General features: G+C 67.1%; 22 protein-coding genes. 2 read left to right on the top strand and 20 right to left on the bottom strand.

The features are described from left to right. Positions 1 to 86: 86 nt before the first annotated feature. From ACGLHS_RS06380 to ACGLHS_RS06335, 10 genes are all read right to left on the bottom strand, one after another. Entirely contained in the window at positions 87 to 1094 is a 1008-nt protein-coding gene (locus tag ACGLHS_RS06380; protein WP_394477864.1) for an LLM class flavin-dependent oxidoreductase, read from the bottom strand. 4 nt (positions 1095 to 1098) lie between these two features. Beyond that, complete coding sequence (locus ACGLHS_RS06375; RefSeq protein WP_394477862.1) at positions 1099 to 2034, bottom strand: ABC transporter substrate-binding protein; 936 nt, start codon at positions 2032 to 2034, stop codon at positions 1099 to 1101. 23 nt (positions 2035 to 2057) lie between these two features. Further along, positions 2058 to 2978 (bottom strand): ABC transporter substrate-binding protein, encoded by a 921-nt coding sequence (locus ACGLHS_RS06370; protein ID WP_093239699.1) that lies wholly within the window; start codon positions 2976 to 2978, stop codon positions 2058 to 2060. 38 nt (positions 2979 to 3016) lie between these two features. Then, positions 3017 to 4879 carry an amino acid ABC transporter permease/ATP-binding protein gene (locus ACGLHS_RS06365; RefSeq protein WP_394477860.1) on the bottom strand — a complete coding sequence of 621 codons (1863 nt, stop codon included), beginning with the start codon at positions 4877 to 4879 and terminating at the stop codon, positions 3017 to 3019. Then, a complete protein-coding gene (locus ACGLHS_RS06360; protein ID WP_394477858.1) occupies positions 4876 to 5412 on the bottom strand; it encodes a GNAT family N-acetyltransferase in 537 nt (178 codons plus the stop codon). Before ACGLHS_RS06360 ends, ACGLHS_RS06365 begins: the two co-directional genes overlap by 4 nt. After that, positions 5409 to 6626 carry a M20 aminoacylase family protein gene (locus ACGLHS_RS06355; RefSeq protein WP_394477856.1) on the bottom strand — a complete coding sequence of 406 codons (1218 nt, stop codon included), beginning with the start codon at positions 6624 to 6626 and terminating at the stop codon, positions 5409 to 5411. Before ACGLHS_RS06355 ends, ACGLHS_RS06360 begins: the two co-directional genes overlap by 4 nt. Further along, positions 6626 to 7966, bottom strand: a complete 1341-nt coding sequence (locus ACGLHS_RS06350; RefSeq protein ID WP_394477854.1) for an LLM class flavin-dependent oxidoreductase — start codon at positions 7964 to 7966, stop codon at positions 6626 to 6628. The genes ACGLHS_RS06355 and ACGLHS_RS06350 overlap by 1 nt, the downstream gene beginning before the upstream one ends. A 47-nt stretch (positions 7967 to 8013) precedes the next feature. After that, positions 8014 to 9018 carry an LLM class flavin-dependent oxidoreductase gene (locus tag ACGLHS_RS06345; protein ID WP_394477852.1) on the bottom strand — a complete coding sequence of 335 codons (1005 nt, stop codon included), beginning with the start codon at positions 9016 to 9018 and terminating at the stop codon, positions 8014 to 8016. Between the two features lie 101 nt (positions 9019 to 9119). Further along, positions 9120 to 9620, bottom strand: coding sequence for an AAA family ATPase (locus ACGLHS_RS06340; protein WP_394477850.1), 501 nt, complete (start codon positions 9618 to 9620; stop codon positions 9120 to 9122). A 74-nt stretch (positions 9621 to 9694) separates the two neighbouring features. Beyond that, positions 9695 to 10024 carry a hypothetical protein gene (locus ACGLHS_RS06335; protein ID WP_394477848.1) on the bottom strand — a complete coding sequence of 110 codons (330 nt, stop codon included), beginning with the start codon at positions 10022 to 10024 and terminating at the stop codon, positions 9695 to 9697. A gap of 26 nt (positions 10025 to 10050) precedes the next feature. On the opposite strand from ACGLHS_RS06335, the gene ACGLHS_RS06330 reads away from it, so the two are divergent. Beyond that, positions 10051 to 10257 carry a dodecin gene (locus ACGLHS_RS06330; protein ID WP_093239690.1) on the top strand — a complete coding sequence of 69 codons (207 nt, stop codon included), beginning with the start codon at positions 10051 to 10053 and terminating at the stop codon, positions 10255 to 10257. A gap of 15 nt (positions 10258 to 10272) precedes the next feature. Here ACGLHS_RS06330 and ACGLHS_RS06325 read toward each other — a convergent pair whose 3' ends face one another. The 7 genes from ACGLHS_RS06325 to ACGLHS_RS06295 form a co-directional block, all read right to left on the bottom strand. Beyond that, positions 10273 to 12423, bottom strand: coding sequence for a TOMM precursor leader peptide-binding protein (locus tag ACGLHS_RS06325; RefSeq protein ID WP_394477846.1), 2151 nt, complete (start codon positions 12421 to 12423; stop codon positions 10273 to 10275). A gap of 10 nt (positions 12424 to 12433) precedes the next feature. Beyond that, positions 12434 to 13291, bottom strand: coding sequence for a class I SAM-dependent methyltransferase (locus ACGLHS_RS06320; protein ID WP_394477844.1), 858 nt, complete (start codon positions 13289 to 13291; stop codon positions 12434 to 12436). 21 nt (positions 13292 to 13312) lie between these two features. Beyond that, positions 13313 to 14119, bottom strand: coding sequence for a BMA_0021/BMA_0022 family TOMM bacteriocin (locus ACGLHS_RS06315; protein WP_394477842.1), 807 nt, complete (start codon positions 14117 to 14119; stop codon positions 13313 to 13315). A 324-nt stretch (positions 14120 to 14443) separates the two neighbouring features. Then, entirely contained in the window at positions 14444 to 15484 is a 1041-nt protein-coding gene (gene mgrA, locus ACGLHS_RS06310; protein WP_394477840.1) for an L-glyceraldehyde 3-phosphate reductase, read from the bottom strand. 195 nt (positions 15485 to 15679) lie between these two features. Then, positions 15680 to 17179, bottom strand: coding sequence for an MFS transporter (locus ACGLHS_RS06305; protein ID WP_394477838.1), 1500 nt, complete (start codon positions 17177 to 17179; stop codon positions 15680 to 15682). A 156-nt stretch (positions 17180 to 17335) separates the two neighbouring features. Next, positions 17336 to 18568, bottom strand: coding sequence for a cyclopropane-fatty-acyl-phospholipid synthase family protein (locus tag ACGLHS_RS06300; protein WP_093239682.1), 1233 nt, complete (start codon positions 18566 to 18568; stop codon positions 17336 to 17338). Positions 18569 to 18792: 224 nt separating this feature from the next. Further along, positions 18793 to 19785, bottom strand: coding sequence for an AraC family transcriptional regulator (locus ACGLHS_RS06295; protein WP_093239681.1), 993 nt, complete (start codon positions 19783 to 19785; stop codon positions 18793 to 18795). Between the two features lie 250 nt (positions 19786 to 20035). Here ACGLHS_RS06295 and ACGLHS_RS06290 point away from each other — a divergent pair, with 250 nt between their 5' ends. Further along, positions 20036 to 21088, top strand: coding sequence for an aldo/keto reductase (locus tag ACGLHS_RS06290; protein ID WP_394477836.1), 1053 nt, complete (start codon positions 20036 to 20038; stop codon positions 21086 to 21088). Here ACGLHS_RS06290 and bioD read toward each other — a convergent pair. From bioD to bioA, 3 genes are read right to left on the bottom strand one after another with little or no spacing between them, the layout of a single operon-like run. Then, positions 21071 to 21829, bottom strand: coding sequence for a dethiobiotin synthase (bioD, locus tag ACGLHS_RS06285; protein WP_394477833.1), 759 nt, complete (start codon positions 21827 to 21829; stop codon positions 21071 to 21073). The genes ACGLHS_RS06290 and bioD overlap by 18 nt on opposite strands. After that, entirely contained in the window at positions 21826 to 23058 is a 1233-nt protein-coding gene (gene bioF, locus ACGLHS_RS06280) for an 8-amino-7-oxononanoate synthase (protein WP_394477831.1), read from the bottom strand. Before bioF ends, bioD begins: the two co-directional genes overlap by 4 nt. Beyond that, complete coding sequence (gene bioA, locus ACGLHS_RS06275) at positions 23042 to 24448, bottom strand: adenosylmethionine--8-amino-7-oxononanoate transaminase (RefSeq protein WP_394477829.1); 1407 nt, start codon at positions 24446 to 24448, stop codon at positions 23042 to 23044. The genes bioF and bioA overlap by 17 nt, the downstream gene beginning before the upstream one ends. Positions 24449 to 24486 lie beyond the last annotated feature (38 nt).

The raw sequence follows: 24486 nt of genomic DNA, 5'->3' as shown, positions 1-24486 counted from the left end.
CTCGCCAAAAGTCGTCCGTCGAATCGGCCGCAAGACGCGACCCGACTCCGACTCACCTCGAACTCCTCCGTGAAAGATCCATGCCCTCAGCGGGCGCGCCACCCCAGTTCGGGCGCGATGCGCGCGGACAGATCGGTCAGGATCTGCGCGTACTCTTCGCTGCTGAAGTTGTAGGGAAGCTCCACGCGCAACTCGCTCACATGCGGCAGCACCGGGTCTTTGCGCAAGCGCTCCAGGATCTCGTCGGCACTGCCCACGAGGTCGGTCGCGAACAGCGTGCGACGCTCGCCCTGCGGCGCCAGGGTGCGCTCGATGCGGCCCGCCGCAAACTCGCGGTAGCGCTTGCGCGTTGCGGCATCGGCGCTGTCGAGCGGCACGATGACGCGGCCCAGCGCCACCCTGCCCTTGCGCGGCGCCTCTTCGCTGGCACGGTAGCGCTCGATGAGGCCCGACTGGGCCTGCAGGAAATCGTCGGTGGTCTCGCCCGACAGCACGTTGCCCAGCAGCAGGTTGAAGCCATTGCGCCCCGCCCACTCGACCGAGCGCAACGAGCCGCCGCCATACCAGAGCCGGTCGACCAGCCCCGGCGCGTGGGGCTGCACGCGCGGGCGCACGCGGCCGCCGGCCGACTCGACGAAGGTGTAGTCATCGCCCAGCAGCACGTCCTCGAGGTTGGCCCGTAGCCTCCCCACCCGCTTGTGCGTGAAGTCGATGGTGTTCGGCGCCGTGTCGTAGAAGCGGTTGCCGAGCAGCGCGCCATGCAGCGGCGCACCCGCGCTCAGGCCCACCTGCAGGCGGCCGCGCGAGAGCACGTCGACGGTGGCCAGGTCTTCGGCCAGCCGGAACGGGTTCTCGTACCCCATCTGGATCACGGCGGCGCCGAGCTCGATGCGCTGCGTGCGTTGCGTCGCGGCGGCAAGAAAAGTCGCGGCCGACGAAACGCCGCGCTCCAGGTGCCGCTGGCGCACCCAGGCGCCGTCGAAGCCGAGCTTTTCGCCGAACTCGAAGAGCTTCAGCGCGGCTTCGAGGCCGGCCAGTGGATCGGCCTCGGCATAGTTGCCGGGCGTGAGAAAGCCAAGGTGTCGAATGGTCACGGTGTCAGAACTTCGGCAGGCCGGGCGGGTTGGTCTCGGACTTCGGCAACGCCTCTTCGGCCAGGCTCCAGCGTGCGAGCGCCTTGGCATAGGTGCCGTTGCGGATCAGGTTGTTGGTTGCCGTGGTCAGCGCCGCGGCGAGGCCGCTGCCCTTGCGCGTGGCAATCGCCACGTCGGACTTCAGCGGCCAGCCCGCGTTGACCGTGCCCACCAGCCGCAGTTGCCCGTTCTTCGCCGCCTCGTACGCCTGCGGCGCATTGGGGTTGAAGTTGGCATCGACCCGCTTGGTAGTCACCGCCAGCCAGCGCGTCACATCGTCGTCGTAGTACTGGATCTCGACCGGCTTCAGGCCGGCGGCGATGTTCTGCTTGTTCCATTCAAGCAGGATGCGCTCCTGGTTCGTGCCCGCGCCGGTCGTGAGCTTCAGGCCCGCCACGTCCTTCGGCGCCTTGATCGACGTGATGGCGCTGTCGGTGCGCACGTAGAAGCCGTGCAGGCCCAGCCGGTAGGTCGAGAAGTCGAACTTCTCCTTGCGCTGCTCGGTCACGCCCACATTGGAGATCACTGCATCGTACTTGCCCGAACTCAGGCCCAGCGGCCAGTCGGCCCAGGCGATGGGCTGCAGGTCGAGCTTGCGGCCCAGGGCCTCGGCAACGAGGTGCGCAAAGTCGGCGTCGAAGCCCACCACCGTTTTGGCATCGGTGGCGTAGGTGGAGATCGGCGGCGCAAAAGGCGCCACCGCGATGGTGAGCACGCCCTCCTTCACGAACTTGAAGCTCGGCGGAATGGCGTTGACGGCCTCGGCGTCCTTGCCCGTGTGTAGGCGGCCCGCCTGCTCGGGGCTGAAGTCGAATTTGTCGGCGGCGTGCGCAGTCGTCAGGATCGTCAAAGCCGTCAGGCCGAGAGTGGCCAGCACGGCTGCCTTGTTCTTGAATGACATGGTTTCTGGATGGCTCGCGGGGTTCAGTTCTTCGGCAGGCCGGGCGGATTGGTGCGCGCCACCGAGATCGCCTCCGAGCTCAGGTTCCAGCGCGACAGCGCCTTGGCGTAGTTGCCGTTCTTGATCTGCGCGTTCAGCCCCAGCGTGATGGCTTCGGCAATGCCCGAGCCCTTGCGCGAGGTGACGGCGATCTCGGCATCCAGCGGCCAGCCACCCGACACCAGCCCCGCAAGGCGTGTCTTGCCATCGCGTGCCTCGTAGGCCGCAAGGGCGTTGGGGCCCACGTAGGCATCGGCGCGGCCCGACTGGATCGCCAAGCGCTGCACCACATCGTCGTCGTAGTACTGCAGCTCGACCGGCTTGAGCCCGGCGGCGATGTTCTGCTTGTTCCAGCGCAAAAGGATCTGCTCCTGGTTGGTGCTGGCGCTGACGATGATCCGGAGCCCCGCGATGTCCTTGGGCTCCTTGATCGCGCCGATCTTGCTGTCGGACTTCACGTAGATGCCGAGCTGGTCGTTGCGGTAGGTCGAAAAGTCGAACTTCTCCTTGCGCTCTTCCGTCACCGTCACGTTCGACACCACCACGTCGAACTTGCCCGACTGCAGGCCCAGCGGCCAGTCGGCCCAGTTGGTGGGCACCAGTTCGAGCTTGCGCCCCAGGCTGTCGGCCACCAGCTGCGCGATGTCGGGCGCGTTGCCCACGGGCGTCTTGGTGTCGGTGGCATAGGCCGCGAGCGGCAGGCGCCCGACGGTGGTGCCGACGACCAGCACGCCTTCTTTCAGGAACTTGAAGTCCTTCGCGAGCCTGACCGCTTCGTCCAGCTTCTGCGCGCGCGGCCGGTCGGGCTGCGCGGGGTTCAGGTCGCCCACGGACTGGGCCGATGCGGCCAGCGGGAGCAAGGCGGCAATGGCCAGGGCGGACAGGATGCTTCTTCGGTGGTTCATGAGGGGCGATGCAGTGAGAGAAAAACGAGAAAAGAAAATCAGAGAACCTTGGCCAGAAACTCGGCCGTGCGCGGGTGTTCCGGTGCGTTGAACACCTTCTCGGGCGTGCCGGTTTCGAGGATGCGGCCGCGCTCCATGAAGACGATGGTGTCGGCCACCTCGCGGGCAAAGCCGATTTCGTGCGTCACGATGACCAGCGTGGTGCCCGAGCGCGCCAGCTCCTTGATGACGGCCAGCACCTCGCCTACCAGTTCGGGGTCGAGCGCCGACGTGGGCTCGTCGAACAGCAGCACCTTGGGCCTGAGCGCGAGCGCGCGGGCAATCGCCACGCGCTGCTGCTGGCCACCCGACAACTGGCGCGGATAGGCATGCGTCTTGTCGGCCAGACCCACGCGCACCAGCAGCTCGGAAGCCAGTGCTTCGGCGTCGGGCCGCGACAGGCCGCGCACCGAGATCGGCGCTTCGACGATGTTCTCCAGCACCGTGAGATGCGGGAACAGGTTGAAGTTCTGGAACACCATGCCCACGTCGACACGGCGCTTGAGGATCTCTTTCTCATGCAGTTCGTACAGCGTGTCTTCGTCGCGCCGGTAGCCGATCAGCTCGCCGTCGATGGCGATGAAGCCATCGTCCACGCGCTCCAGGTGGTTGATGGCGCGCAGCAGCGTCGACTTGCCCGAGCCCGACTGGCCGAGGATGACGGTCACGCTGCCGCGTGCCACGTCGAGCGTCACGTCGTCGAGCACCTTGAGCGCGCCAAAGCTCTTCGACACACCGTGGATCGTGACCTCGCCGCCCTGCGTGAGCGGGTCGGTCCACCGGGGCACCTGCACTGGTGCGGGCGGCTCGACAACATCGCTCCCGACCACAGGCGCGGCCTCGGGCGCCTTCGACCGCCACAGCCCGCGCACCACGCCACCCAGCCACGAACGGGGCGGATTGCGCAGCGCGCCGCGCGAGAAATGCCGCTCGACGTAGTGCTGCACCACCGACAACCCCGTGAGGATGATGAGGTACCACACCGTCGCCACCATCAGCAGCGGAATCACTTCCAGGTTGCGCCGGTAGATGATCTGGATCGTGTAGAACAGCTCGGGCAGCGCCAGGATGTAGAGGTTCGACGTGCCCTTGGCCAGCCCGATGATGTCGTTGAAGGCCGTCGGCAAGATGGTGCGCATCGCCTGCGGCAGCACGATGCGAAAAGACTGCCGGCCGCGCGAAAGACCCAACGCCGCAGCCGCTTCGAGCTGCCCCTGCTCCACCGACAGGATGCCGCCGCGCACGATCTCCGAGGCAAAGGCCGCTTGGTTCAGCGTGAGGCCCAGCAGTGCCGCGATGAACGGGCTGATGAGCTGCGTGGTCGGGTACGAGAAGAAGGTGATGTCGGTGAAGGGCACGCCCAGCGCGACCGTCTCGTACAGGTAGCCGAGGTTGTTGATGATCAGCAGCAGCACGATCACCGGCACCGAACGGAAGATCCAGGTGAACACCCACGACAACCGCGCCAGCAGCGGCGAGCGCGAGACACGCGCCAGTGCCAGCCCGGTGCCGAAGAAGAAGCCGAGCAGCGCCCCAAGTGCGGTCAGCAGCAGCGTGCGGCCCAGCCCTTCGAGCACTGGTTCGGCAAAGAACCATTCCGCGAAGACGCCCCATCCCCAGCGGGGATTGGTCAGCACCGAGTGCAGCACGATGCCGATGATGAGCACCGCAAACACGGTGCCCACCGTTCGCGCCGGATAGCGGGCGGGCACGACGCGGAAGTGCGAGTAGTCGCCTTTTGCCGGTGCAACTGGCTCTGCCGGTGCGATGCGCGGCGGCGGTGCAGGCTCGGGCCGCGACGGGGCGCGTGCCGGTACGGGGATTCGCGGCTCGGGGACGGCATCAAGAACGGTGGTGTTCATCGCTGCGCCGCCTCCGCCACGGCTGCGACGGGCCGGCTGTGATGGCGCGCGGTGGCCAGGTGCTTCTCGAACGGCAGCTTGCGCGGCGTCTCGGGGTCGGCGACCTCATCGAACAACGCGGTATAGCCATGGCCACGGTACAGGCCCACGGCCTCGGGCTGGCGAAAGCCGGTCGTGAGGTAGATGCGCTCGTAGCCCTGGCGCTGCACCTGCGCCTCCAGCTCCAGCAGCACCTTGCTCGCAAGGCCCTGACGCCGCAGGTCGGCGTGCGTCCACACGCGCTTCAGCTCGGCCGTGCGCTCGTCGTGGCGCATGAAGGCGCCACCGCCGATGGCCACGCCATCGCGCAGCAGCAGCACGAAGTTGCCGTGCGGCGGTGCGAACACCTCGGCCGGATAGCGGTCGATCTCGCGCGGCGCACCGGGCTCGCGCAGCACGTCGCCATAGCGGGTGTCGTACTCGAAGGTCAAGCCCTCGATCAACGGCTTGGCGCGCGGATCGAGCGGCGTGGTGTAGAGGAACTGTTCGCTCATGGGGTTGTCTCCTGGGGAACTTCGTCGGAGAGAAAGCGCTCGGCCAGCCGCACCCAGTAGATGGCCGCGGGCGCGAGGATCGCGTCGTTGAAGTCGTAGTGCGGGCTGTGCAGCGAAGCGCTGTCGCCGTTGCCGAAGAACACGTAGCTGCCGGGGCGCGCCTGCAGCATGAAGGCGAAGTCTTCGCTGGCGGTGCGCGGGCGGAATGCGGCATCGACGCGGCCGGCACCGAAGGTGTCGAGCGCCACTTCGCGGGCGAAGGTGGTCTCGGCCTCGTGGTTGATGACGGGCGGAAAGCCGAGCCGGTAGTTGACGTCCGCCGTGGCCCCGAAGCTTTCGGCCTGCGCGCGTGCCAATGCCGGAATGCGCTGCTGCAGCAGGGCCCGCACCTCGGGCTTGAACGAACGCGCCGTGAGCTTCAGCTCCACGGTGCCGGGAATCACGTTGGAGGCTTCGCCACCATGGATGGAGCCCACCGTCACCACGCCCACGTCAAGCGGGTTGACGTTGCGCGACACCACGGTCTGCATCGCCGTGATCAGGTGCGCGCTGACCACGACCGGGTCGACCGTCTCGTGCGGCTGCGCGCCGTGGCCGCCCTTGCCGCGCACGGTGATCTCGGCCTGGTCGATGGCCGCCATCGCGGGCCCCGAAACACAGCCGACATGCCCCGCGCCGACGCAGGGCCAGTTGTGCAGGCCGAAGACCGCATCGCACGGGAAGCGCTCGAACAGGCCCTCGTCGATCATCTGCTTGGCGCCCGCGCCCAGTTCTTCGGCCGGCTGAAAGATCAGGTGCAGCGTGCCGCTGAACTCGCCCGACTGCGCGAGGAAGCGCGCCGCGGCCAGCAGGATGGCGGTGTGGCCGTCGTGGCCGCAGGCGTGCATCACACCCGCGTTCACGCTGGCGTAGGCCAGGCCCGTGGCCTCGCGGATGGGCAGCGCGTCCATGTCGGCGCGAATGCCCAGGCGTTTGCCCGGGCCGCGCCGCAGCGTGCCCACCACGCCGGTGCCAGCGATGCCGGTGGTGACCTCGTAGCCCCAGGCAGTCAGCCGCTCGATCACCAGGGCCGAGGTGCGATGCTCCTTGAACGACAGCTCGGGGTGCTGGTGAATGTCGCGGCGCAGCGCGATGAACTCGTCGCCGTAGCTGGCGATGGCGGATTCGACGCGGTGAATGTCCTTGACGGCCGGGCGCGGCAATGCGGCGCCCATCAGGCGGCCTTCTTCACTGCGGGTTCAGCGCCATCCTGCGCGACGTGGCGGCTTGCCTTGCGCGGCAGGCCCAGGTGGTCGCGCAGCGTGTGGCCGGGCAGCTCGCGCTGGTAGCGGCCTCGCGCCTCCAGCACCGGGATCACGAATTCGATGAAGTCGTCCAGCCCTTGCCCCAGCACCGAAAAGCCGAGGATGAAGCCGTCGGCCGCGCCCTCGTCCACCCATCGGATGATCTCGTCGGCAATGCGCTCGCCGGTGCCGACGAACTGCGTGCGCGGCGTGGCGACTTCGAGCGCCACTTCGCGCAGCGTCTGGCCCTTGGCCCTGGCGTTGGCCTTGATGCGGTCGGTGGTCGAGCGAAAGCTGTTGCGGCCGATCTCGCCCAGCTCGGGGAACGGCGCGTCCAGCGGGTACTGGCTGAAGTCGTGGTGGTCGAAGAAGCGGCCCAGGTAGGCCAGCGCTTCCTCGACCGTCAGCAGCTCGCGGATCGCGCGGTACTTGGCTTCGGCCTCTTCCTCGGTGGCGGCGACGACCGGGCCGATGCCCGGAAAGATCTTCACGTCGTCGGCCTGCCGGCCCTGCGCCACCGCGCTGGCCTTCACCTGCTTGAGGAAGGCACGCGTCTCCTCGATGGAGGGCGAATGCGTGAACACCGCATCCGCGTACTTGCCCGCCAGCCCGACACCCGCATCGGACGAACCCGCCTGGAAGATCACAGGCTGGCCCTGCGGCGAGCGCTGGATGTTCAGAGGACCCGCCACGCTGAAGAAGCGCCCCTTGTGGTCCAGCGTGTGCAGCTTCTCGCGGTCGAAGAACTGGCCGGTCTCGCGGTTGCGCGTGAAGGCGTCGTCATCCCAGCTGTCCCACAGGCCTTGCGTCACCGAGAGATATTCGTCGGCGATCTCATAGCGCAGCGCGTGCTCCGGGTGTGTGCGGCTGTAGTTCCTGGCGCTGCCTTCGAGCGGCGTGGTCACCACATTCCAGCCCGCACGGCCGCCGCTGATGAGGTCGAGCGAAGCGAATTGGCGCGCCACCGTGAACGGGTCGCTGTACGAGCTGGAGACGGTGCCCGCCAGGCCGATCTTCGAGGTCACGGTCGCCAGTGCCGACAGGATCGAGATGGGCTCGAAGCGGTTCAGGAAATGCGGGATCGACTTCTCGTTGATGTAGAGCCCGTCCGCCACGAAGGCGAAGGCAATGCCTGCCGCCTCGGCCTTCTGCGCGGTGCGCAGGAAGAAGTCGAGGTTGACGCTGGCATCGGCCGGCCCGCCCGGGTGCTTCCATGAATTCATGTGGCTGCCGGCACCCTGCAGCATGACGCCGAACTTGATGTTGCTCATGACGATCGCTCTTCTTGACTGGAGAAAAAAAGGAAAAGGAGAAAGGCTCAGGCCAACGCAAGTTCACGCGACCTGGCCAGCAGTTCGACGGAGGCCGAACGCTCCGCGAAACCGGCGACGGGGATGTCGATGACGAACTCCTCAATGCCGTGGCGCTCGCTCAGCGCATCGAGTGCATCGCGCACTTCTTCGCCGGTGCCAGCAATCACGTGCGGGCGGCGCTCTTCGGTGCGGTAGTCGGTCACGCCAGCCTGCCGCGCGAACTCGGCTGCAGCCTCGAGGCTGGGCAGGTTCACGCTCTGGCCGCTTGGCAGATGCACCTTGAAGCTGCGCAGCGCGCCCACAAGCTGCGCAGCCTTCTCATGCGTCTCCGCCGCGAAGGCAAAGAGCGCGAGCAAGGGCGCGCGGCCCGTGGCCGAGCGGTAAGCATCGACGGACTGTTCGAGGTTGACCGGGTCGCCGTTGAAGTGCCCCGCGTAGACGAAATCCCAGCCGAGTTGCGCGGCCAGCAGAGCGCTCTCAGGGCTACCGCCGAGCAACACACGCTGCGGTAACTGCGGCGGATTCGGTGTCGCAACCGCGCCTGCCAACGCATGGCCCGAGGCCACGCCGTCATGCAGGAAGGCATCGAGTTCGGCAAGGCGCACGCCGAAGTTGTCGCGCTGCTTCACCGGATCGTGCAGCCACTGCAGCGCCTTGCTGGTGAGCGGCAGGCCTCCGGGCGCCTTGCCGATGCCCAGGTCGACGCGGCCCGGTGCCAGCGAAGCCAGCACGCGGAAAGTCTCGGCCACCTTGAACGGGCTGTAGTGCTGCAGCATGACGCCGCCCGTGCCGACACGGATGCGCGAAGTCTTGGCGAGCACATGCGAGGCAAGTACTTCAGGAGCCGATCCCGCGTAGCTGCGGTTGCCGTGATGCTCGGCCAGCCAGTAGCGGCGGTAGCCCAGCCGCTCGGCGCTTTGTGCGAGCGCGATGGTGTGCTGGAAAGCCTGCGCGGCGTCGGCGCCTTCAGGGATCAGGCTCTTGTCGAGCAGGGACAGCGAATAGGACACGGTGTGCGGCGAAAGTCGCCCTTGAAAGAATTGCTGCGAATTCTCTTGGGCATCGCGCGCACCGGTTGCGCTGAATTTCTATATCGATATTTGCAGATTGCTCAGTCGCCCGTGCGGTCGAGGATCGACTGCGCCGCGTCGGCCGCGCTGACGAAGGCCGTGTCGATCACGATACGCGGCGTGGTCCACGGCATGTAGTCATGGCTCTGAACGGAAGCCCATGTGGGTGGCGCGAGGCCCGGGATATCGGAGATGCGCCGCGTGACGCGGCGCTGGTGCTCGGCGGTATCGGAGCACACGATCTCGACTTCGATCACGCGTGAGTACGTGTCCGCGGCCACGGCCCGCCATGCCTCGCGCGTGACTGGCAGCGGGTTGACGCAATCGGCCACTACGGTCTGTCCGAACGCAAGATTGGCGCGGGCCAGCTCATAGGCGACGACGTAGCCCGCAGGCCCCACGTCCTTCGCCAGCACCCTCGCCGACACGATGGCCTGCTCGATGGCATCGATGCGCAGGTACACAGCCCGCGAACGCGCAACGATCTCGCGGGCGATGGTGGTCTTGCCTGTGCCGGGCAAGCCGCCCAGAACGATCAGCATGTGCGTCGGTGCCTCCAGGTTGGCCCCGCATGGTGCGGGCCTGGGCCCGCGCTGTCAAAGCACGCGTGCTGCGCTCACCATGAATGCGGCAGCAAGGCCAGCACCGCCGCCGCATGCAACCGGCGCAACGCCCTGACCGGTACACAGCCATGCGGCGCACGGCGTGCGATTTCGCGCGGCGAACTCGGCGGAATGCGCCACGACTTCGCCGTCAAAGCGAGAACATGGCGGGCCTGTGCGGCGGGAGAGTCGAAGAGAAGGCGCTGTGGCATGGCAATGGGAAGGTGAACGCTGCGCCCGATTCTGCGCAGCCCCCTGCCCTTTGCCAAAGACGGATTGCGAGTTTCCTGATGCAGAAAATTCCACCAGGCATGCCATGCACTCACTACGATGGCCTGGGTCAACCCCAAGGACCACAAGGAGCACAGACATGTCGAATCACGTTTACAAGTCGCTCGAGCTGACCGGCTCGTCCTCCACCGGCATCGAAGACGCGGTGCAGACCGCCATTGCCAAGGCGCACGAGACCGTCCGCAACATCCAGTGGTTCACCGTGACCGAGACGCGCGGCCATGTCGTCGATGGCAAGGTCGCGCATTGGCAGGTCACGCTGAAGATCGGCTTCACGCTCGAATAGCGGCGGGCTGCGCGCTCAGACGTAGAGCGCCACGGGGTTCAGCTCGCCCTCCTGCAGCGGCGTCTTTCGCCATCCCATGGCGACCGGCACCTGGTAGAGGCGCTCGTTGCCCAGCTCGGGCCAGATGTGGCACAGGCCGGGCACGACCACCTTCACCGTGCGCAGCGGAATGTCGGGGCGCGAGCAGTCGAGCACCACGGTTTCCATGCCGAGGGCCGAGGCGATGCCGACGCAGCGGCCGATCTCCGCGGCGATGTCGGCATGCGCGGCTGCAGCAGGCGAGCGCATCGGTACGGCGTTGCCCTGCTCAGCGGGCGTGAGAAAACGCGGCACGCCTTCCTCATCGCCCGAAGGCGCGACGGAAAGCGTCTTTCCCGCAGCGATCAGCTGCCCCATCTCCGTGAGCGCCCGTTCGCAGGCCAGCACCGCGTCCGGACTGCAACCGAAGCCGATGGCCCAGTCGCCCGTCACGCGATGCCGGCCGACGGCGGCCGAGACAGGAATGCCGAAGTCGTGCGTGATGTCGAGCACCCAGTAGTGCCATGGCGCACCCAGGCTGCGCTCGATGCGTGCGAGGCTCTCGGCAGCCAGCTGCCCCAGGTCGACAGCAGGCCTCTGGATTCGGCCGTACCACCAGATGGCGGCGGCGTCGCGCTCCACCAGTTCGAGAAAGCCCTGGAGGATGGCCTCCTCCAGCGTGTTCCCCGCGGCAGAGCCGTTCGACGTCCAGATGGCGTGCCGCTGGCTTTCCGCCGGGGCGTTGGCATGGCAGAACGACAACGGGAGGTAGCAACGTTCGTTGGATGTCAGCGACCAGGCCGGTGCCCACCACGCCGACTCGTGCGCCGCCAACGCCGGTGCGGCGACCGCATGCGGTGGCATGTTCGCATCGGGTTGCGCGCGCTGCCGGGCGCTGAAGCGTGCGAGGTCCTGCAGCGGGATGCAACGGGCGTTCAGCGCCGAGGCGGGTGCAATGACCCGCGCCTCATCGCCTTGATAGAACGCGGCGTAACGTTCGACCGCTTCGCACAGCGCACTCGCGCGCGATTGCTCCGTGGACATGCCCTTGCCAAGACAGACCTGAACCAGCCCGCCCGCGGAAAGGTCGCCATGGAGGTTCGGCGTCTTGAAGAGTTCGCTGCGGTAGACCGTCAATGCGTCTTCCGCTTGAGCGCCCACGGGAACGACCTGCGTGACGATGCCACACAGCGGATCGACGTGCGGGGCCAGGCGCTCGAGCGTGGCAGACGCCGGCATCGTGCGCCAGCCGCCATCGGACCGGGCCGTGAAAGGTGACGGCGCGAGCGTGATTGGCTGGCGCTGCCGATGGGCCATCAGCTCCGCGTCGCCACACTGCGGACACTGGGGCCGCGCCACGACGGCATGCGGCTGCATGGGGTCGAGCGTCCACAGCGCCTGTGCGGCCCGCGTGAGGATGTCTTGCGCCAAAGGAAGCAGCTGCTGCAGCCGTTCGCCGACAAAGGCTTCGTCCGCACGCACCGACATGGCGATGGTTTCGCCTCCCTGCCTGCCCTGCCACCAGGCCCGCGCGGGCTTGTTGCGCAGCAGGCGGTGCGAGAGGCAATGCCAGCACGCGGTGACCTCCACCGCGTCTGGCGTGAACATCGGCCCGACCATGGCCTGCTCGCCCGTCGGTTTGACCAACAACCACGCGCGCTTTGCGGCCCGCTGACGGGCATCGATCAGTCCGAGCCTGGGGTCGAGATAGTCGTCGCAAAAAACGACGGTGAGGTTGGTGGTGTCTCCCGCTGCGGCGCGTGCCCAAGCAATGGCCGCATCGTGCGCCACGGCTTCCGACAGCAGGATGGCGTCGACGCCTTCACTCACTGGCACGTGCACAGGCGGCAGGGAGAAATCGGGCACGACGTGGCGCACCGCATCGTCCGTTCGCACCGGCCTTGCCAAGCCCTGCCGCACCAACGCTTCGAGCGCATGCAGCATCTCGGCCAGCAGCGCCGGCATGCCCTCGGCCTCGCAATGCGATGCGAGGCTCACGCGATCGCGCAGCAACGGGTCGATGGCGTGCACCCCCGGCGAGCCGAGCATGAACAGGTCCGTCTCGCTCAGCAACAGCAGGCCGTTCTGCTGCGCCAGCGGCGGCAGGAACTTGTCGTGCCACTGGAAGGCATCGGTGAAGAAATCCATCGGCGCCGGGTCAGGCCTCGTGCGGCGATCCGAGGGCGAAGCGCGCGACGGTATAGGGCCAACTGCCGGACGTCGCCCGGAATGCGGTCTCGAAGAGCCGGTGCTGTTCAGAGAACTGCGAATAGAGATGGTCTTCGGAGAGCACGCGGATCGCCGGATGGATCGCGGCGATGCGGGCCGAGTCTTCAAAGCCCGACACCACCGGCAGATGCATGCCGCCCACCTGCACCGGCATCCTCGCCAGGATCGGATGCACGTAGTCCAGCACGACGACACTTGCGGGCTTGCACCCGGCGAACCGCGCCGCCAGCGCATGCAGGATGGCTTCTAGGGGCGCTTGCGGAAGATAGGGGCACACGCCTTCCAGCATGACGAGCACGGGGCGGTTGCCTGGCAGATCGGCGGCGTCCAGCCAGTCCGGCGAAAGAATCGAGCAGGCCAGGTTGCGCTCGCCTGTGTCGGGCGGCATGTGTTGCTCGCGCAGGCGGATGGCCTCCGGCAGATCGATGTTGAGCCAGTTGACGGTGCCGCTTGGTGCCGTTTGCAAACCCAGCCGGCTGCGGCGCGTGCACAGCCCCGCGCCCAGCGTGATGCCCATGCCGAGCGGATGGGCCGCGAAGAACTCGGCCGCGAAGCGGTCGATGAGCGCGGCCCGCAGGACCACGCCCCTGACGAAGGCCGGGTCCTTCGCGTAGGCCGAGAGATCGAACGGCAGCGCCGCGGCAATGCGGCGCGCCTCGGCGTCGAAGAACTCCGATGCCGGAACGACGCTGTCAGACCGGGCCCGGGCGGCCAACGTCAACAGCAGCGTGGCAGAGGCACCTTGCAGCGCGTGCCCCGCCTTATCGTCAACGTTTTCCGTGGGCAATCCGGCGTCCCTGCAACAAGTTCAGCAGGTGAACGGGTATGCGCTGCCCGTGTGGTTGTACGAAGTCAGTGCGATGGGCCAGGAGGCTTCAGCGGCCGGCGCAACCGGGTAATTGAGCACCACGGTGTTCTTGATCGTGCTGCCATCGGCGTTCTTCAGGTTCCACGCGCCGCGCTCGGCATCCCACGAGAAGGACGGATTGACGGTGAAGCGCACGAAGAAGTTGTAGGGGTTGTTGTACCCCAGCCATTGGCTCAGCACCGGCGTGGCGTCGCTGTGATCGGCGCGCGTGAGTTCACGCAGGAACTCTTCCGACTCCCATGCCATCGCGATTGCCCGCAGCACGACGCCACCGAACGCCAGCATCGATTCGGGTCCGCCACCCAGGCTGCCCACTTCGTCGAGCGCGGAAAGACCGACAGTCGACGAGGGTGGTGAAGCGGCGCCCGGCTGGTCCGCGAACACGCCGACGGGCCCCATGAAGTCGGGGAAGAACTGGTAGTAGGCAGCGAGCGCTTCCGACGCATTGGCGCTCGGCCGCTCGGGGATCACGATGTCGAAGGCATCGTTGAGGCCGGTCCATCCGCCGGTCAGCTGCGACTTCCACACGGTTCGGCGCGTCGGGTCGTCGATGCGATGAATCGCAATGTCCAGCAGCGGCCACACCGACTTCAGTCCGAAGTCGCGGTTGAGCATTGGCTGGATGTCCTTCTGCGCCAGCAGTTCTTCGCGGTAGGCGGTGTCATGCCACGAGCGGGCGATGGCGCGCAGGTAGGCCAGACGAAAGTCCAGCAGCGGGCCGTTGTTCTCGATCCGGTAATCCCTCATGAGGCTTCCTTTCAGGAAATGCACGATCAACTAAAACGCAACCGTGGCCACGGCACGCCGCCCTCCGAGTCAGGCGCTGCAACACACGGGCACGTGCTTGCAATGCGGGAATCGGCAAGGCGGCGCGGCCCCGGTTCGGGTCGCGGCAACGATCCGGCGCGAGGCCGAATTCGGGAGACACTTTTTTACTTTAGCTGACAGTTTGTGATTTCCGTCAGGAAATTTTCAGACGAAGTCACGGCATCCGGATCTCGGCTGTCTCCTCGAATGTGCGGACCTTTGCATATAAATCGAAAGGACTCATTACCCCTTCGATACATGGGTTCAAGCGAAGTCTGTCGACGGCTTCTCCCAGAGGTTCACGCCGCCCTCGACCGCGTACTTGTCGATCTCGGCCAGCTCTTCGACGCTCAACGGCGCATGCGCGAGTGCGGCCACGTTGTCGATGATCTGCTCGGGCCGGCTGGCACCGATCAGCGCGGAGCTGACGCGCTGATCGCGCAAGGTCCAGGTCAGCGCGAGCTGTGCAAGGCTCTGGCCCCGGCGCTGCGCGATCTTGTTCAGCGCACGGGCGCGCTCCACGTTCGCATCGGACAGATGTTCCTGCTTCAGTGAACCGCCGCCGGGCCGGTTGATGCGCGCATCGGGCGGAATGCCGTGCAGGTACTTGTCGGTCAGCAGCCCTTGCGCGAGTGGCGTGAAGGCAATCACGCCGGCACCCAGGTCGTCGGCGGCCGCGAGCAGGTCTTTCTCGATCCAGCGGTTGAACAGGTTGTAGGCCGGCTGATGGATCAGCAACGGCACCTTCCACTCGCGCAGCAGCGCGGCGATCTCGCGCGTCTTGCCGGCCGAGTAGGAAGAGATGCCGATGTAGAGCGCCTTGCCCTGCTGCACGGCCTGGGCCAGTGCCGAGGCGGTTTCTTCGAGCGGCGTGTGCGGGTCAAAGCGGTGCGAATAGAAGATGTCGACGTAGTCCACGCCCAGGCGCTGCAGGCTCTGGTCGAGGCTGGCCAGCACGTATTTGCGCGAGCCGCCGCCCTGCCCGTACGGGCCGGGCCACATGTCCCAACCGGCCTTGCTGGAGATGATGAGCTCGTCGCGATAGGCCTTGAAGTCTTCGCGCAGCAGGCGGCCGAAGTTGGTCTCGGCACTGCCGTACGGCGGGCCGTAGTTGTTGGCAAGGTCGAAGTGGTTGATGCCCAGGTCGAAGGCCGTGCGCAGCAGCTTGCGCTGCACGTCGATGGGCGTGCTGTCGCCGAAGTTGTGCCACAGGCCGAGCGAGATGGCGGGCAGCACGAGCCCGCTGCGCCCTACGCGGCGGTAGGGCATGGCGTCGTAGCGCGTGGGGGCGGCGAGGTAGGTCATGAGGTGTTTCTAGGCAGAAAGATGTGAAGAAGGAAGGCACGCGTGGCGTGCCCGAGCAGCATGCCTGCGGGCGGATGTCGCCGCAAGCGCCGAAGCCGCTCATTGAAAGCGACGGGTGCGAACGTATCAATGGACACGTGTACGCACAAAGAAGAAAAGCGCGAAACGATATACGGGAGCCGAAGCCCCCTCCATCTACTCCGTGCTCCGCGCTGCCTCGCGGTCGCCGACCTTGGCCCCGTGGCTTTCGAGCCCCTCCTTCGGCAACAGCAACGCCAGCGCCACCACACCCAGGCTCACGACCAGCATCATCAAAAACGTGAGATGCAGCGAGCTGCCCAGCGCCAGCCGGATGCCCGCGTCTCCTGCGACGGAACCGTGCACGCCCTGCAGCAGCATGCGCAGTTGGTCGTCGCTGAACATCATGGTGCCGTCTCCACGCGTCAGGCCGAAGTTGAAGACGGCACCGAAGAAGGCCGCGCCCAACGCGCTGCCCAGGTTGCGCGAGAACACATTCGAAGCGGTGGCGATGCCGCGCTGCGACAACTCCACGCCTTCCTGGATCAGGATCAATGAAGAAAGGCTCATCACGCCCATGCCAAGGCCGATGATGAAAGAGCCGATGGCGGGCAGCACCGGCGAGCTGCCGGCGCCGAGCAAGGCGAAGGTCGACGTGCCCACCGGGATCAGCGCCGCACCGACCACCACCATGCGCCACAGCCCGATGCGATGGAAGGTGCGCGAGGTCAGCGTCGCGCCGATGGGCCAGCCGAGCATGACCATCGTGAGCGTGAGGCCGGCCGTGACCGACGAGCGCTCCAGCACCACCTGCACGTACATCGGCAGAAAGGTCGTGATGCCGATCAGCACCATGCCCGCGAGCATCGCCGCGCCGTTGACGGTCGCGATCATCCGTGCGCCCCAGAGCTTGAGCGACACCATCGGGTCGGCGGCGCGGCGCTCCTGCGCGATGAACAGCACCAGCGTGACGACGAACAGCAGGCCCCACGCCAGCGCAACGCCCGAATTGCCGACGCCGAACTCGGTCAGCGCGATCATCAGCGCGGCGATGCCGACGGTGAACAGCACCGCGCCCACCACGTCGATGGACGAGCGGCGCACGGTTGGCGCCTCGTGCAGGAAGAACCAGAAGCCCGCCGCCGCTGCAAGGCCGATGGGCACGTTGACCCAGAAGATCCAGGCCCACGACAGCTTCTGCACGATCAGCGCGCCGATCATCGGGCCGACCACGGCCGACACCGCCCAGACGCTGGCCAGGTAGCCCTGCACCTTGCCGCGCTCGCGCGCCGGATACAGGTCGCCCACGATGGTGAGCGACACCGGCTGGATGGCGCCCGCGCCGATGCCCTGGATCAGGCGAAAGCAGATCATGGCCGGCATCGACCACGAGAAGCCGGCAAGCACCGAACCGATGACGAAGACCGCGATGCCCACGAACATGATGGGCTTGCGCCCGTACAGGTCGGAGAGCTTGCCGAACACGACCGTCATCGCGGTCTGCGCGAGCAGGAAGGATGCGAACACCCAGCTGTACAGATGCAGGCCGCCGAGTTCGGAGGCGATCTGCGGCATGACGGTCGAGACGATGGTGGCCTCGATGGCGACCATGGCCATGGAGGCCATGATCGAAGCGATGACCAGGGGGCGATTTGTTGTGTGTTGATTGGCGCTCATGGGGCTTCTTCGGGCCGGGAAGCGGCCCCCGGACGACGTGTCTGGTGGGCGCCGAGGTGGTATTGGCCGCGAAGCCCTCGATGCTATCGGGCCGCGCGGTTCCGCGCTTGCACGCGGGTTCTCGCCCGGGTGCGCCTGCTGCAGCTCATCCCGCGTTCAGCCCGCGTTGAGTGCCGAGGTGCCGTCGTAGATGTAGCGACGCGACCACGGCAGTGTCTTCGCCGCCCTGCCCGCCTTACGGCCGACGATCTGGTAGATCGCCACGTCGTCGTTCTCGAAGGCATACGCGCAGCCCGCGAGGTAGATGCGCCAGATGCGGAATTTTTCTTCGTCGACCAGCGCGCGGGCCTTCTCGCTGTTGGCTTCGTAGCTGTCGCTCCAGTGGCGCAGAGTCTGTGCGTAGTGGCGGCGCAGGTTCTCCACGTCGAAGGCTTCGAGGCCGCCCTGCTGCATCGCCTGCAGCGCCAGGCTGATGTGCGGCAGCTCGCCGTTGGGGAACACATAGCGGTCGATGAAGTCGCCGCCGCCATACGACACGCCGCCGCCTTCGGGGTCGGACGAAGTGATGCCGTGGTTCATCACCACGCCGTCGTCGGCCAGCAGCTCCTGCACGCGCTTGAAGTACGCCGGCAGGTTCTTGCGGCCCACGTGCTCGAACATGCCGACGCTGGTGATGCGGTCGAACTGGCCGGTGACGTCGCGGTAGTCCTGCAGGCGGATCTCGATGCGGTCTTGCAGGCCGGCCGCGCGCACGCGCTCGGTAGCCAGCTCGAACTGGTTCTGCGACAGCGTGACGCCCACGCAGCGCGCGCCGAACTTCTGCGCTGCGCGGATCACCAGCGCGCCCCAGCCGCAGCCGATGTCGAGCAGGGTCTGCCCCGGCTTGAGTTCGATCTTGGTGAGGATGTGGTCTATTTTCTTCAGTTGCGCGGTGGCAAGGTCTTCGTCGCCGTTCTCGAAGTAGGCGCATGAATAGACCATGTTCGGATCGAGCCACAGCTGGTAGAACGCGTTCGACACGTCGTAGTGGTACTCGATGGATTTCTTGTCCGACGACTTGGTGTGCGTGAAGTAGCGCGCCATGTTCTGCAGCGCACCGCTCGGCTTGTCGATCGAGGTCTTGGCCAGCCCGTAGGCAATGTCGATGACGTCGCTGAGCTTGCCCTCGATGTCGATCTTGCTCTTGACGTAGGCCTCGCCCAGGTTGTCGAGCGTGGGCTGCAGCATCAGCGACAGCGCGGCCGGGGACTTGACGTGCAGCGTGACCGCGGGCCCGCTGAAGGTGCCGAAGTCATACGACTGGCCGTCCCACAAGGTCAGGCGCGCAGGCAGGTTGGCACGTGCGCGGACGGCGGCGCTCCACTGCGCCAGCTTCTTTTCCCAAAGCATGCAATTTCTCCATGTTGTTAGGTTCTCCCGGTCGAATGGGCCGGGTTGCTGCAGCGAACAAAACGATAGCGAAATTTTGTGAAGCCTGCATGGTGTGGACAACGCAAGAAATCGCAGTAAGTGCTAGAAGGCAACCCGCTCGCGTTGCGTCCACCATGCCTGCCCGGCGGCGTGCCGTGCAGCAGCGACCCGAGGCTGCTTCGGGCCGCTTCCGGTCGATCGCGTCAGGCCGCTTCCATCGACTCCGCACCCAGCGCGTCGTTGCCCGCCTCACCGAGCCAGCGGCGCTTGTCGCGCAGCGGCGGCGCACCGAACATGCGGCCGTATTCGCGCGCAAACTGCGACGGGCTTTCGTAGCCCACGCTGTGCGCGGCCGAGGCCACGTCGGCGCCGGTCAGCAGCATCTGGCGGCGCGCTTCCTGCAGGCGCAACTGCTTCTGGTACTGCAGCGGGCTCATCGCGGTCACCGCCTTGAAGTGGTGATGGAACGACGACACGCTCATGTGCACCGCGCGCGCCATGTCTTCCACCCGCAGCGACTGCGCATAGTTGATGCGCAGCGCGCTGATGGCCTTGGTGATGCGCTGCGTGTGGCTGTCCTGCAGCGCGATCTGCCGCAGCCGCGCGCCCTCGCCGTTGACCAGCAGGCGGTACATGATCTCGCGCTTGATGAGCGGCGCCATGATCGGCACGTCTTCCGGCGTGTCGAGCAGCCGCAGCAGGCGCAGCACGGGCTCCAGCACCGGCATCGCGATGCGGTTGACGTACATGCCGCGCGAGGCGGGTGCATTGGCCTTGGCGGGCAGTTTCTCGTCGCCGATCAGCTCGCCGATCTCGTCGACGGCAAGTTCCAGCCGCACGCCGAGGTACGGCTTGTTGTCGCTGGTAAGCCGCACGTGGCCGCACACCGGCAGGTCGACCGAGGTCACCAGGTAGTGCATCGGGTCGTACACGTAGATGTCGTCGCCCACGATGATGCGCTTGGAGCCTTGCGCGATCAGGCCGAGCGCCGGGCTTGCAAAGCCGTGCTTGGGGCCATCGGGCTTGCTGATGCAATACACCTGCAGGCCGGGCACGGCGGTGATGGTGGTGCCGTCCTGTCCACGCGTGATGTGGTTGATCAACTGCACCAGTTCCTTCCTGGCTTCGTCGAGTTCGGGTTCCAGCGGCATCGGCTGGGCAATGGCGGCAGCGAGTTCGGGTGTTTCGTCGGACATGTTCAGGGCCTTGTCACGGAAGGAGCCACGGCGCACAGCAGGTGGCCGTGGAGGAATGGGCGGTTTGGAGCTTAGCGCTCCTCCCCCGGATTCGCACCTGCTGCAGGGGTGGTCTGGAGAATTAGGCAAAGACTTTGCAGGAACGCGCTCGCCACGCCGGGGCGGCCAGCCGGATACTTTTCGCTGTCGCCCCCGGGCCGTCCGGCCTTTCAGCTCTTTGGGGGGCGCCTCCAACGCAAAGGATTTCTCCATGCAATACCGCAAATTCGGCCGCACCGGCCTTCTGGTTTCCGAACTCTGCCTGGGCACCATGACCTTCGGCGGCTCCTCCGGCATCTGGGGCCAGATCGGCAACCTGCAGCAGGCCGAGGCCGAAGGCCTGCTCGGCCGCGCATTCGACGCCGGCATCAATTTCATCGACACGGCGGACGTGTACTCGGAAGGCCAGTCCGAAGTCATCACCGGACAGGCGCTGAAAAACCTCAAGGCCCCACGCGACAGCTTCGTGCTGGCCACCAAGGTGCTCGGCGAAACCGGCAGCAAGGGCGTCAACTCGGCCGGGGCATCGCGCTTTCACATCATGGATGGCGTCAAGGCCAGCCTGAAGCGCCTGCAACTCGATCACATCGACCTGTACCAGATCCACGGCTTCGACCCGATCACGCCCATCGAGGAAACGGTGCACGCGCTCGACAACCTCGTGCAGCAGGGCCACGTGCGCTACGTGGGCGTGTCGAACTGGGCCGCCTGGCAGATCGCCAAGGCGCTGGGCATCGCCGAGCGCGACCGGCTCGCGCGCTTCGAATCGCTGCAGGCCTACTACACCATCGCCGGGCGCGACCTCGAGCGCGAACTGGCCCCACTGCTGCGCAGCGAAAGCGTGGGCCTGATGGTCTGGAGCCCGCTGGCAGGTGGCCTGCTGAGCGGCAAGTACGGCCGCGACACCGAAGCCGAAAAAGGCAGCCGCCGCACCACCTTCGACTTTCCGCCGGTGAACGTCGACCGCGCCTACGACTGCATCGACGCAATGCGCGTGCTGGCCGATGCGCGCAAGGTGTCGGTGGCACAGATCGCACTGGCGTGGCTGCTGCACCAGCAGGTGGTGACCAGCGTGATCATCGGCGCCAAGCGCGTCGAGCAACTCGACGACAACATCGCGGCCACGGCCATCAAGCTGACGGCCGACGAGCTCGCCACGCTCGACAAGGTGAGCGCGCTGCCGGCCGAATACCCGGGCTGGATGCTGGAGCGCCAGGGCGGCGTGCGCGCCAAGCGACTGGCCGAATCAGGCCAGCGCGGCTGAGGCTTCTTCTTCGTCTGCGTAGCGCTGCGCCGCGGATCGACGCGCGGCGTGGGCCGCCGTCGCGCGCAGCGCACGCAGATCGATGTGGCGGGCCGCGGCCGCCGCATCGGGCGCGGCCAGGTGCGGCACCACGCCGAGCAGCGGCGCACCGAGGCGCGCGCGCAGGGTCTGCAGATTGGCCTCGGGCGCGAGCATCTGCGGATCGACCGCGCTCGCGATCCAGCCTGCCAGCGTGAGGCCGCGCGCGCGGATTGCTTCCGCACTCAGCAATGCGTGGCTGAGACAGCCCAGCCGCAGCCCGACCACGAGGATCACCGACAGGCCCAGTGCCGTGGCGAGATCGGCGCTGTCGAGGTCATCGCCCAACGGCACGCAGAAGCCGCCGACGCCTTCGACGATGACCGCATCGGCTCGCCGTGCCAGTGCCTCGAAGGCCGACTGCAGCACCGGCAGCTCGATCCGCACGCCTTCATCCCTCGCAGCGAGATGCGGCGACATCGGCGCGCGCAGCACATACGGGCATCGCAGGGCCAGCGGTGCATCGACGTTGCCGGCCGCGTGCAGCCGCACCACGTCTTCGTTCTGCCACGCGCCATCGATCATCTCGACGCCGGCCGCGACAGGCTTCATGCCGACCGCACGCAAGCCCGACGACGCCAGCAGGTGCAGCATCGCGCTGCTGGCCAGCGTCTTGCCGATGCCCGTGTCGGTACCGGTGACGAACCAGTGGCGGCCTGTCATGCCGCCTCCTGCATCGGCTGCGAAAGCGCTACGCCCAGCGCATCGACCAGGCGCACGACATCGGCCCGGCTGTGGCTGGCCGACAGCGCGATGCGCAGCCGCGCCGTACCGACTGGCACCGTCGGCGGACGGATCGCGCCGACGCGCAGGCCGCGCGCATCGAGCTGCGCCATCGTCCGCATCGCGCGTGCGTTGTCGCCGACGATCAGCGGCTGGATCGCGGTGGGCGATTCGGGCAGCCATGCGCTGCCATCCGCGGGCAGCACCGCCTTCACGCCCTCGCGCAACTGGGCGATGCGGGCTTGCAGTGCAGCGCGGCGCGCGGCCCCCTCCTCGCCTTCGATCAGCGTCAGGCTGGCCAGCAGCGCATGCGCCACCGCCGGCGGCGCGGCGGTAGTGAAGATGTAGGGCCGTGCGCGCTGCACGAGGTAGTCGATGACGGTGCGATGCGCCGCCACGAAAGCGCCCGATACACCCGCCGCCTTGCCCAGCGTGCCGATGAGCACCAGCCGCTCGGAATGCAGGCCCAGCGCCTGCACCACGCCACGGCCTGTGTCGCCCAACACGCCGAAGCCGTGCGCGTCGTCGACCACCAGCCAGGCATCGTGTCGTTCGGCCAGCGCCAGCAATTGATGCACAGGCGCGAGGTGGCCGTCCATGCTGAACACCGCGTCGCTCACGATCAGCTTGACCGGTGCATCGCAGGCACCCAGCATGGCGTCGAGCGCGTCGATGTCGCAATGCGGGTAGCGCTCGACGCGTGCCTTGGCCAACCGCGCGCCGTCGATCAACGAAGCATGGTTGAGCGCCTCCGAGAAGATCACCGCCTCGGCACCACCGAGCGCCGACAGCACCCCGAGGTTGGCCATATAGCCGGTGCAGAAGAACAGGCTCTGCGCCTCGGGAATGAAGGGCGCCATCCAGTCGGCCAACCGCTCTTCGAGCTGCGCATGCGCACGCGAGTGGCCGAGGATCAGGTGCGAGCCGCCGCTGCCCGTGCCATAGCGCGCCGCGCCTTCGGCCCAGGCCGCTGCCAGCGCGGGGTGCGCGGCCAGCCCTAGGTAGTCGTTGCTGCTGAAGCCGAGCATGGTGCGCGGCGCGGTGGTACCGGCCAGCGTGAGCGATTGTTCGGGGGCGCAGGCTGTTTCGGCGATCTGGCGGCGGCGGCGCAGCGACTGCGCGTCGAGCGCGGCGATCTCGCCCTGCAGGCGTTCAAGCAAGCGCGACATCGCAGGCCCCTTCTTCTGTCGAGTGAGCAGCTAAGACATCCGCCAGCGTAGCGAGCGTGCCGTCGACCAGCCGGTCGATCTCGCCATCGTCGATCACGTACGGCGGCATGAGGTAGACGGTGGCGCCGATGGGGCGCATCAGCAATCCGTTGGCGCGCGCCGCGAGGTGAAAGCGCTCGGCAAAACGCGGGCCGGGCGCGCGCACGTCGAAGGCCGTGATCATTCCGCGCTGGCGCAGGTGATCGACCGGTTGGCCGGCCAGCCCTTCGCGCAGCCGCTGCAGCAGCCGGTCGGCGCGATCGCGGTTGCGGCGCAGCGCGTCCTCACGCTCGAACAAGTCGAGCGTGGCGAGCGCGGCACGGCAGGCCAATGCATTGCCGGTGTACGAATGCGAATGCAGAAAGCTGCGCGCCACGTCGTCGTCGACGAAGCTCTCGTAGATGGCGTCGCGCGCCATCACCAGCGCCAGCGGCAGGTAGCCGCCGCTGATGCCTTTCGACAGGCACAGGAAGTCGGGCCAGATGCCCGCTTGCTCGCATGCGAAGAAAGTGCCGGTGCGGCCGCAGCCGACTGCGATCTCGTCGGCGATGAGATGCACGCCGTAGCGGTCGCACAGGGCGCGCACCAGCCGCAGGTACACGAGGTCGTGCATCGCCATGCCGGTGGCGCACTGCACCAGCGGCTCGACGATCACGGCGGCGATGCTGTCGTGCTGTTCGGCCAGCAGCGCTTCGAGTTCACCGGCGGCGCGGCAAGCGACGGCGATGGCGTCTTCACCGGGCTGTGCATTGCGCGCATCGGGCGATGCGACCAGATGGGCATTCGCGAGCAAGGGTGCATAGGCATCGCGGAACACCGGCACGTCGGTCACATGCAAGGCGCCCAGCGTCTCGCCGTGGTAGCCCTGCTTCAGCGCCACGAAGCGCCGCTTGCCGCCGCGCCCGGCGTTGCGCCAGGCGTGGAAGCTCATCTTCAGCGCGATCTCCACGGCCGAAGCGCCGTCGGAGGCGTAGAAGCAATGGCCCAGCGCGTGCCCCGTCAGCGCGGACAGGCGCTCGGCGAGTTCCACCGCCGGCGCATGCGTGCAGCCCGCGAGCATCACGTGCGCGAAGGTGTCGAGCTGCTCCTTCAGCGCCGCGTTGATGGCCGGATGCGCATGGCCGAAAAGGTTGACCCACCACGAGCTGGTGGCGTCGAGGTAGCGATGGCCCTCGTGGTCGATGAGCCAGGCGCCCTCGCCGCGTGCAATGGGCAAAGGCGGCACCGCGTCGAGGCGGATGCTCTGCGTGCACGGATGCCAGACATGGCGCCGGCTGCGTTGCTGCAAGGCGGCGTTGCCCTGCGCGGAGGATGTGGAAGATGGGGAAGGCAAGACAGTCGTCGAAGGCACCCGCGCATTCCTTTCTTGTTCGGAAAAAGCTCCGTCCG

Origin of the sequence: Variovorax sp. VaC1 (assembly GCF_043658315.1) — a bacterium.
GTDB lineage: Bacteria > Pseudomonadota > Gammaproteobacteria > Burkholderiales > Burkholderiaceae_C > Variovorax.
This window is presented reverse-complemented; position numbering and strand designations above follow the sequence as displayed.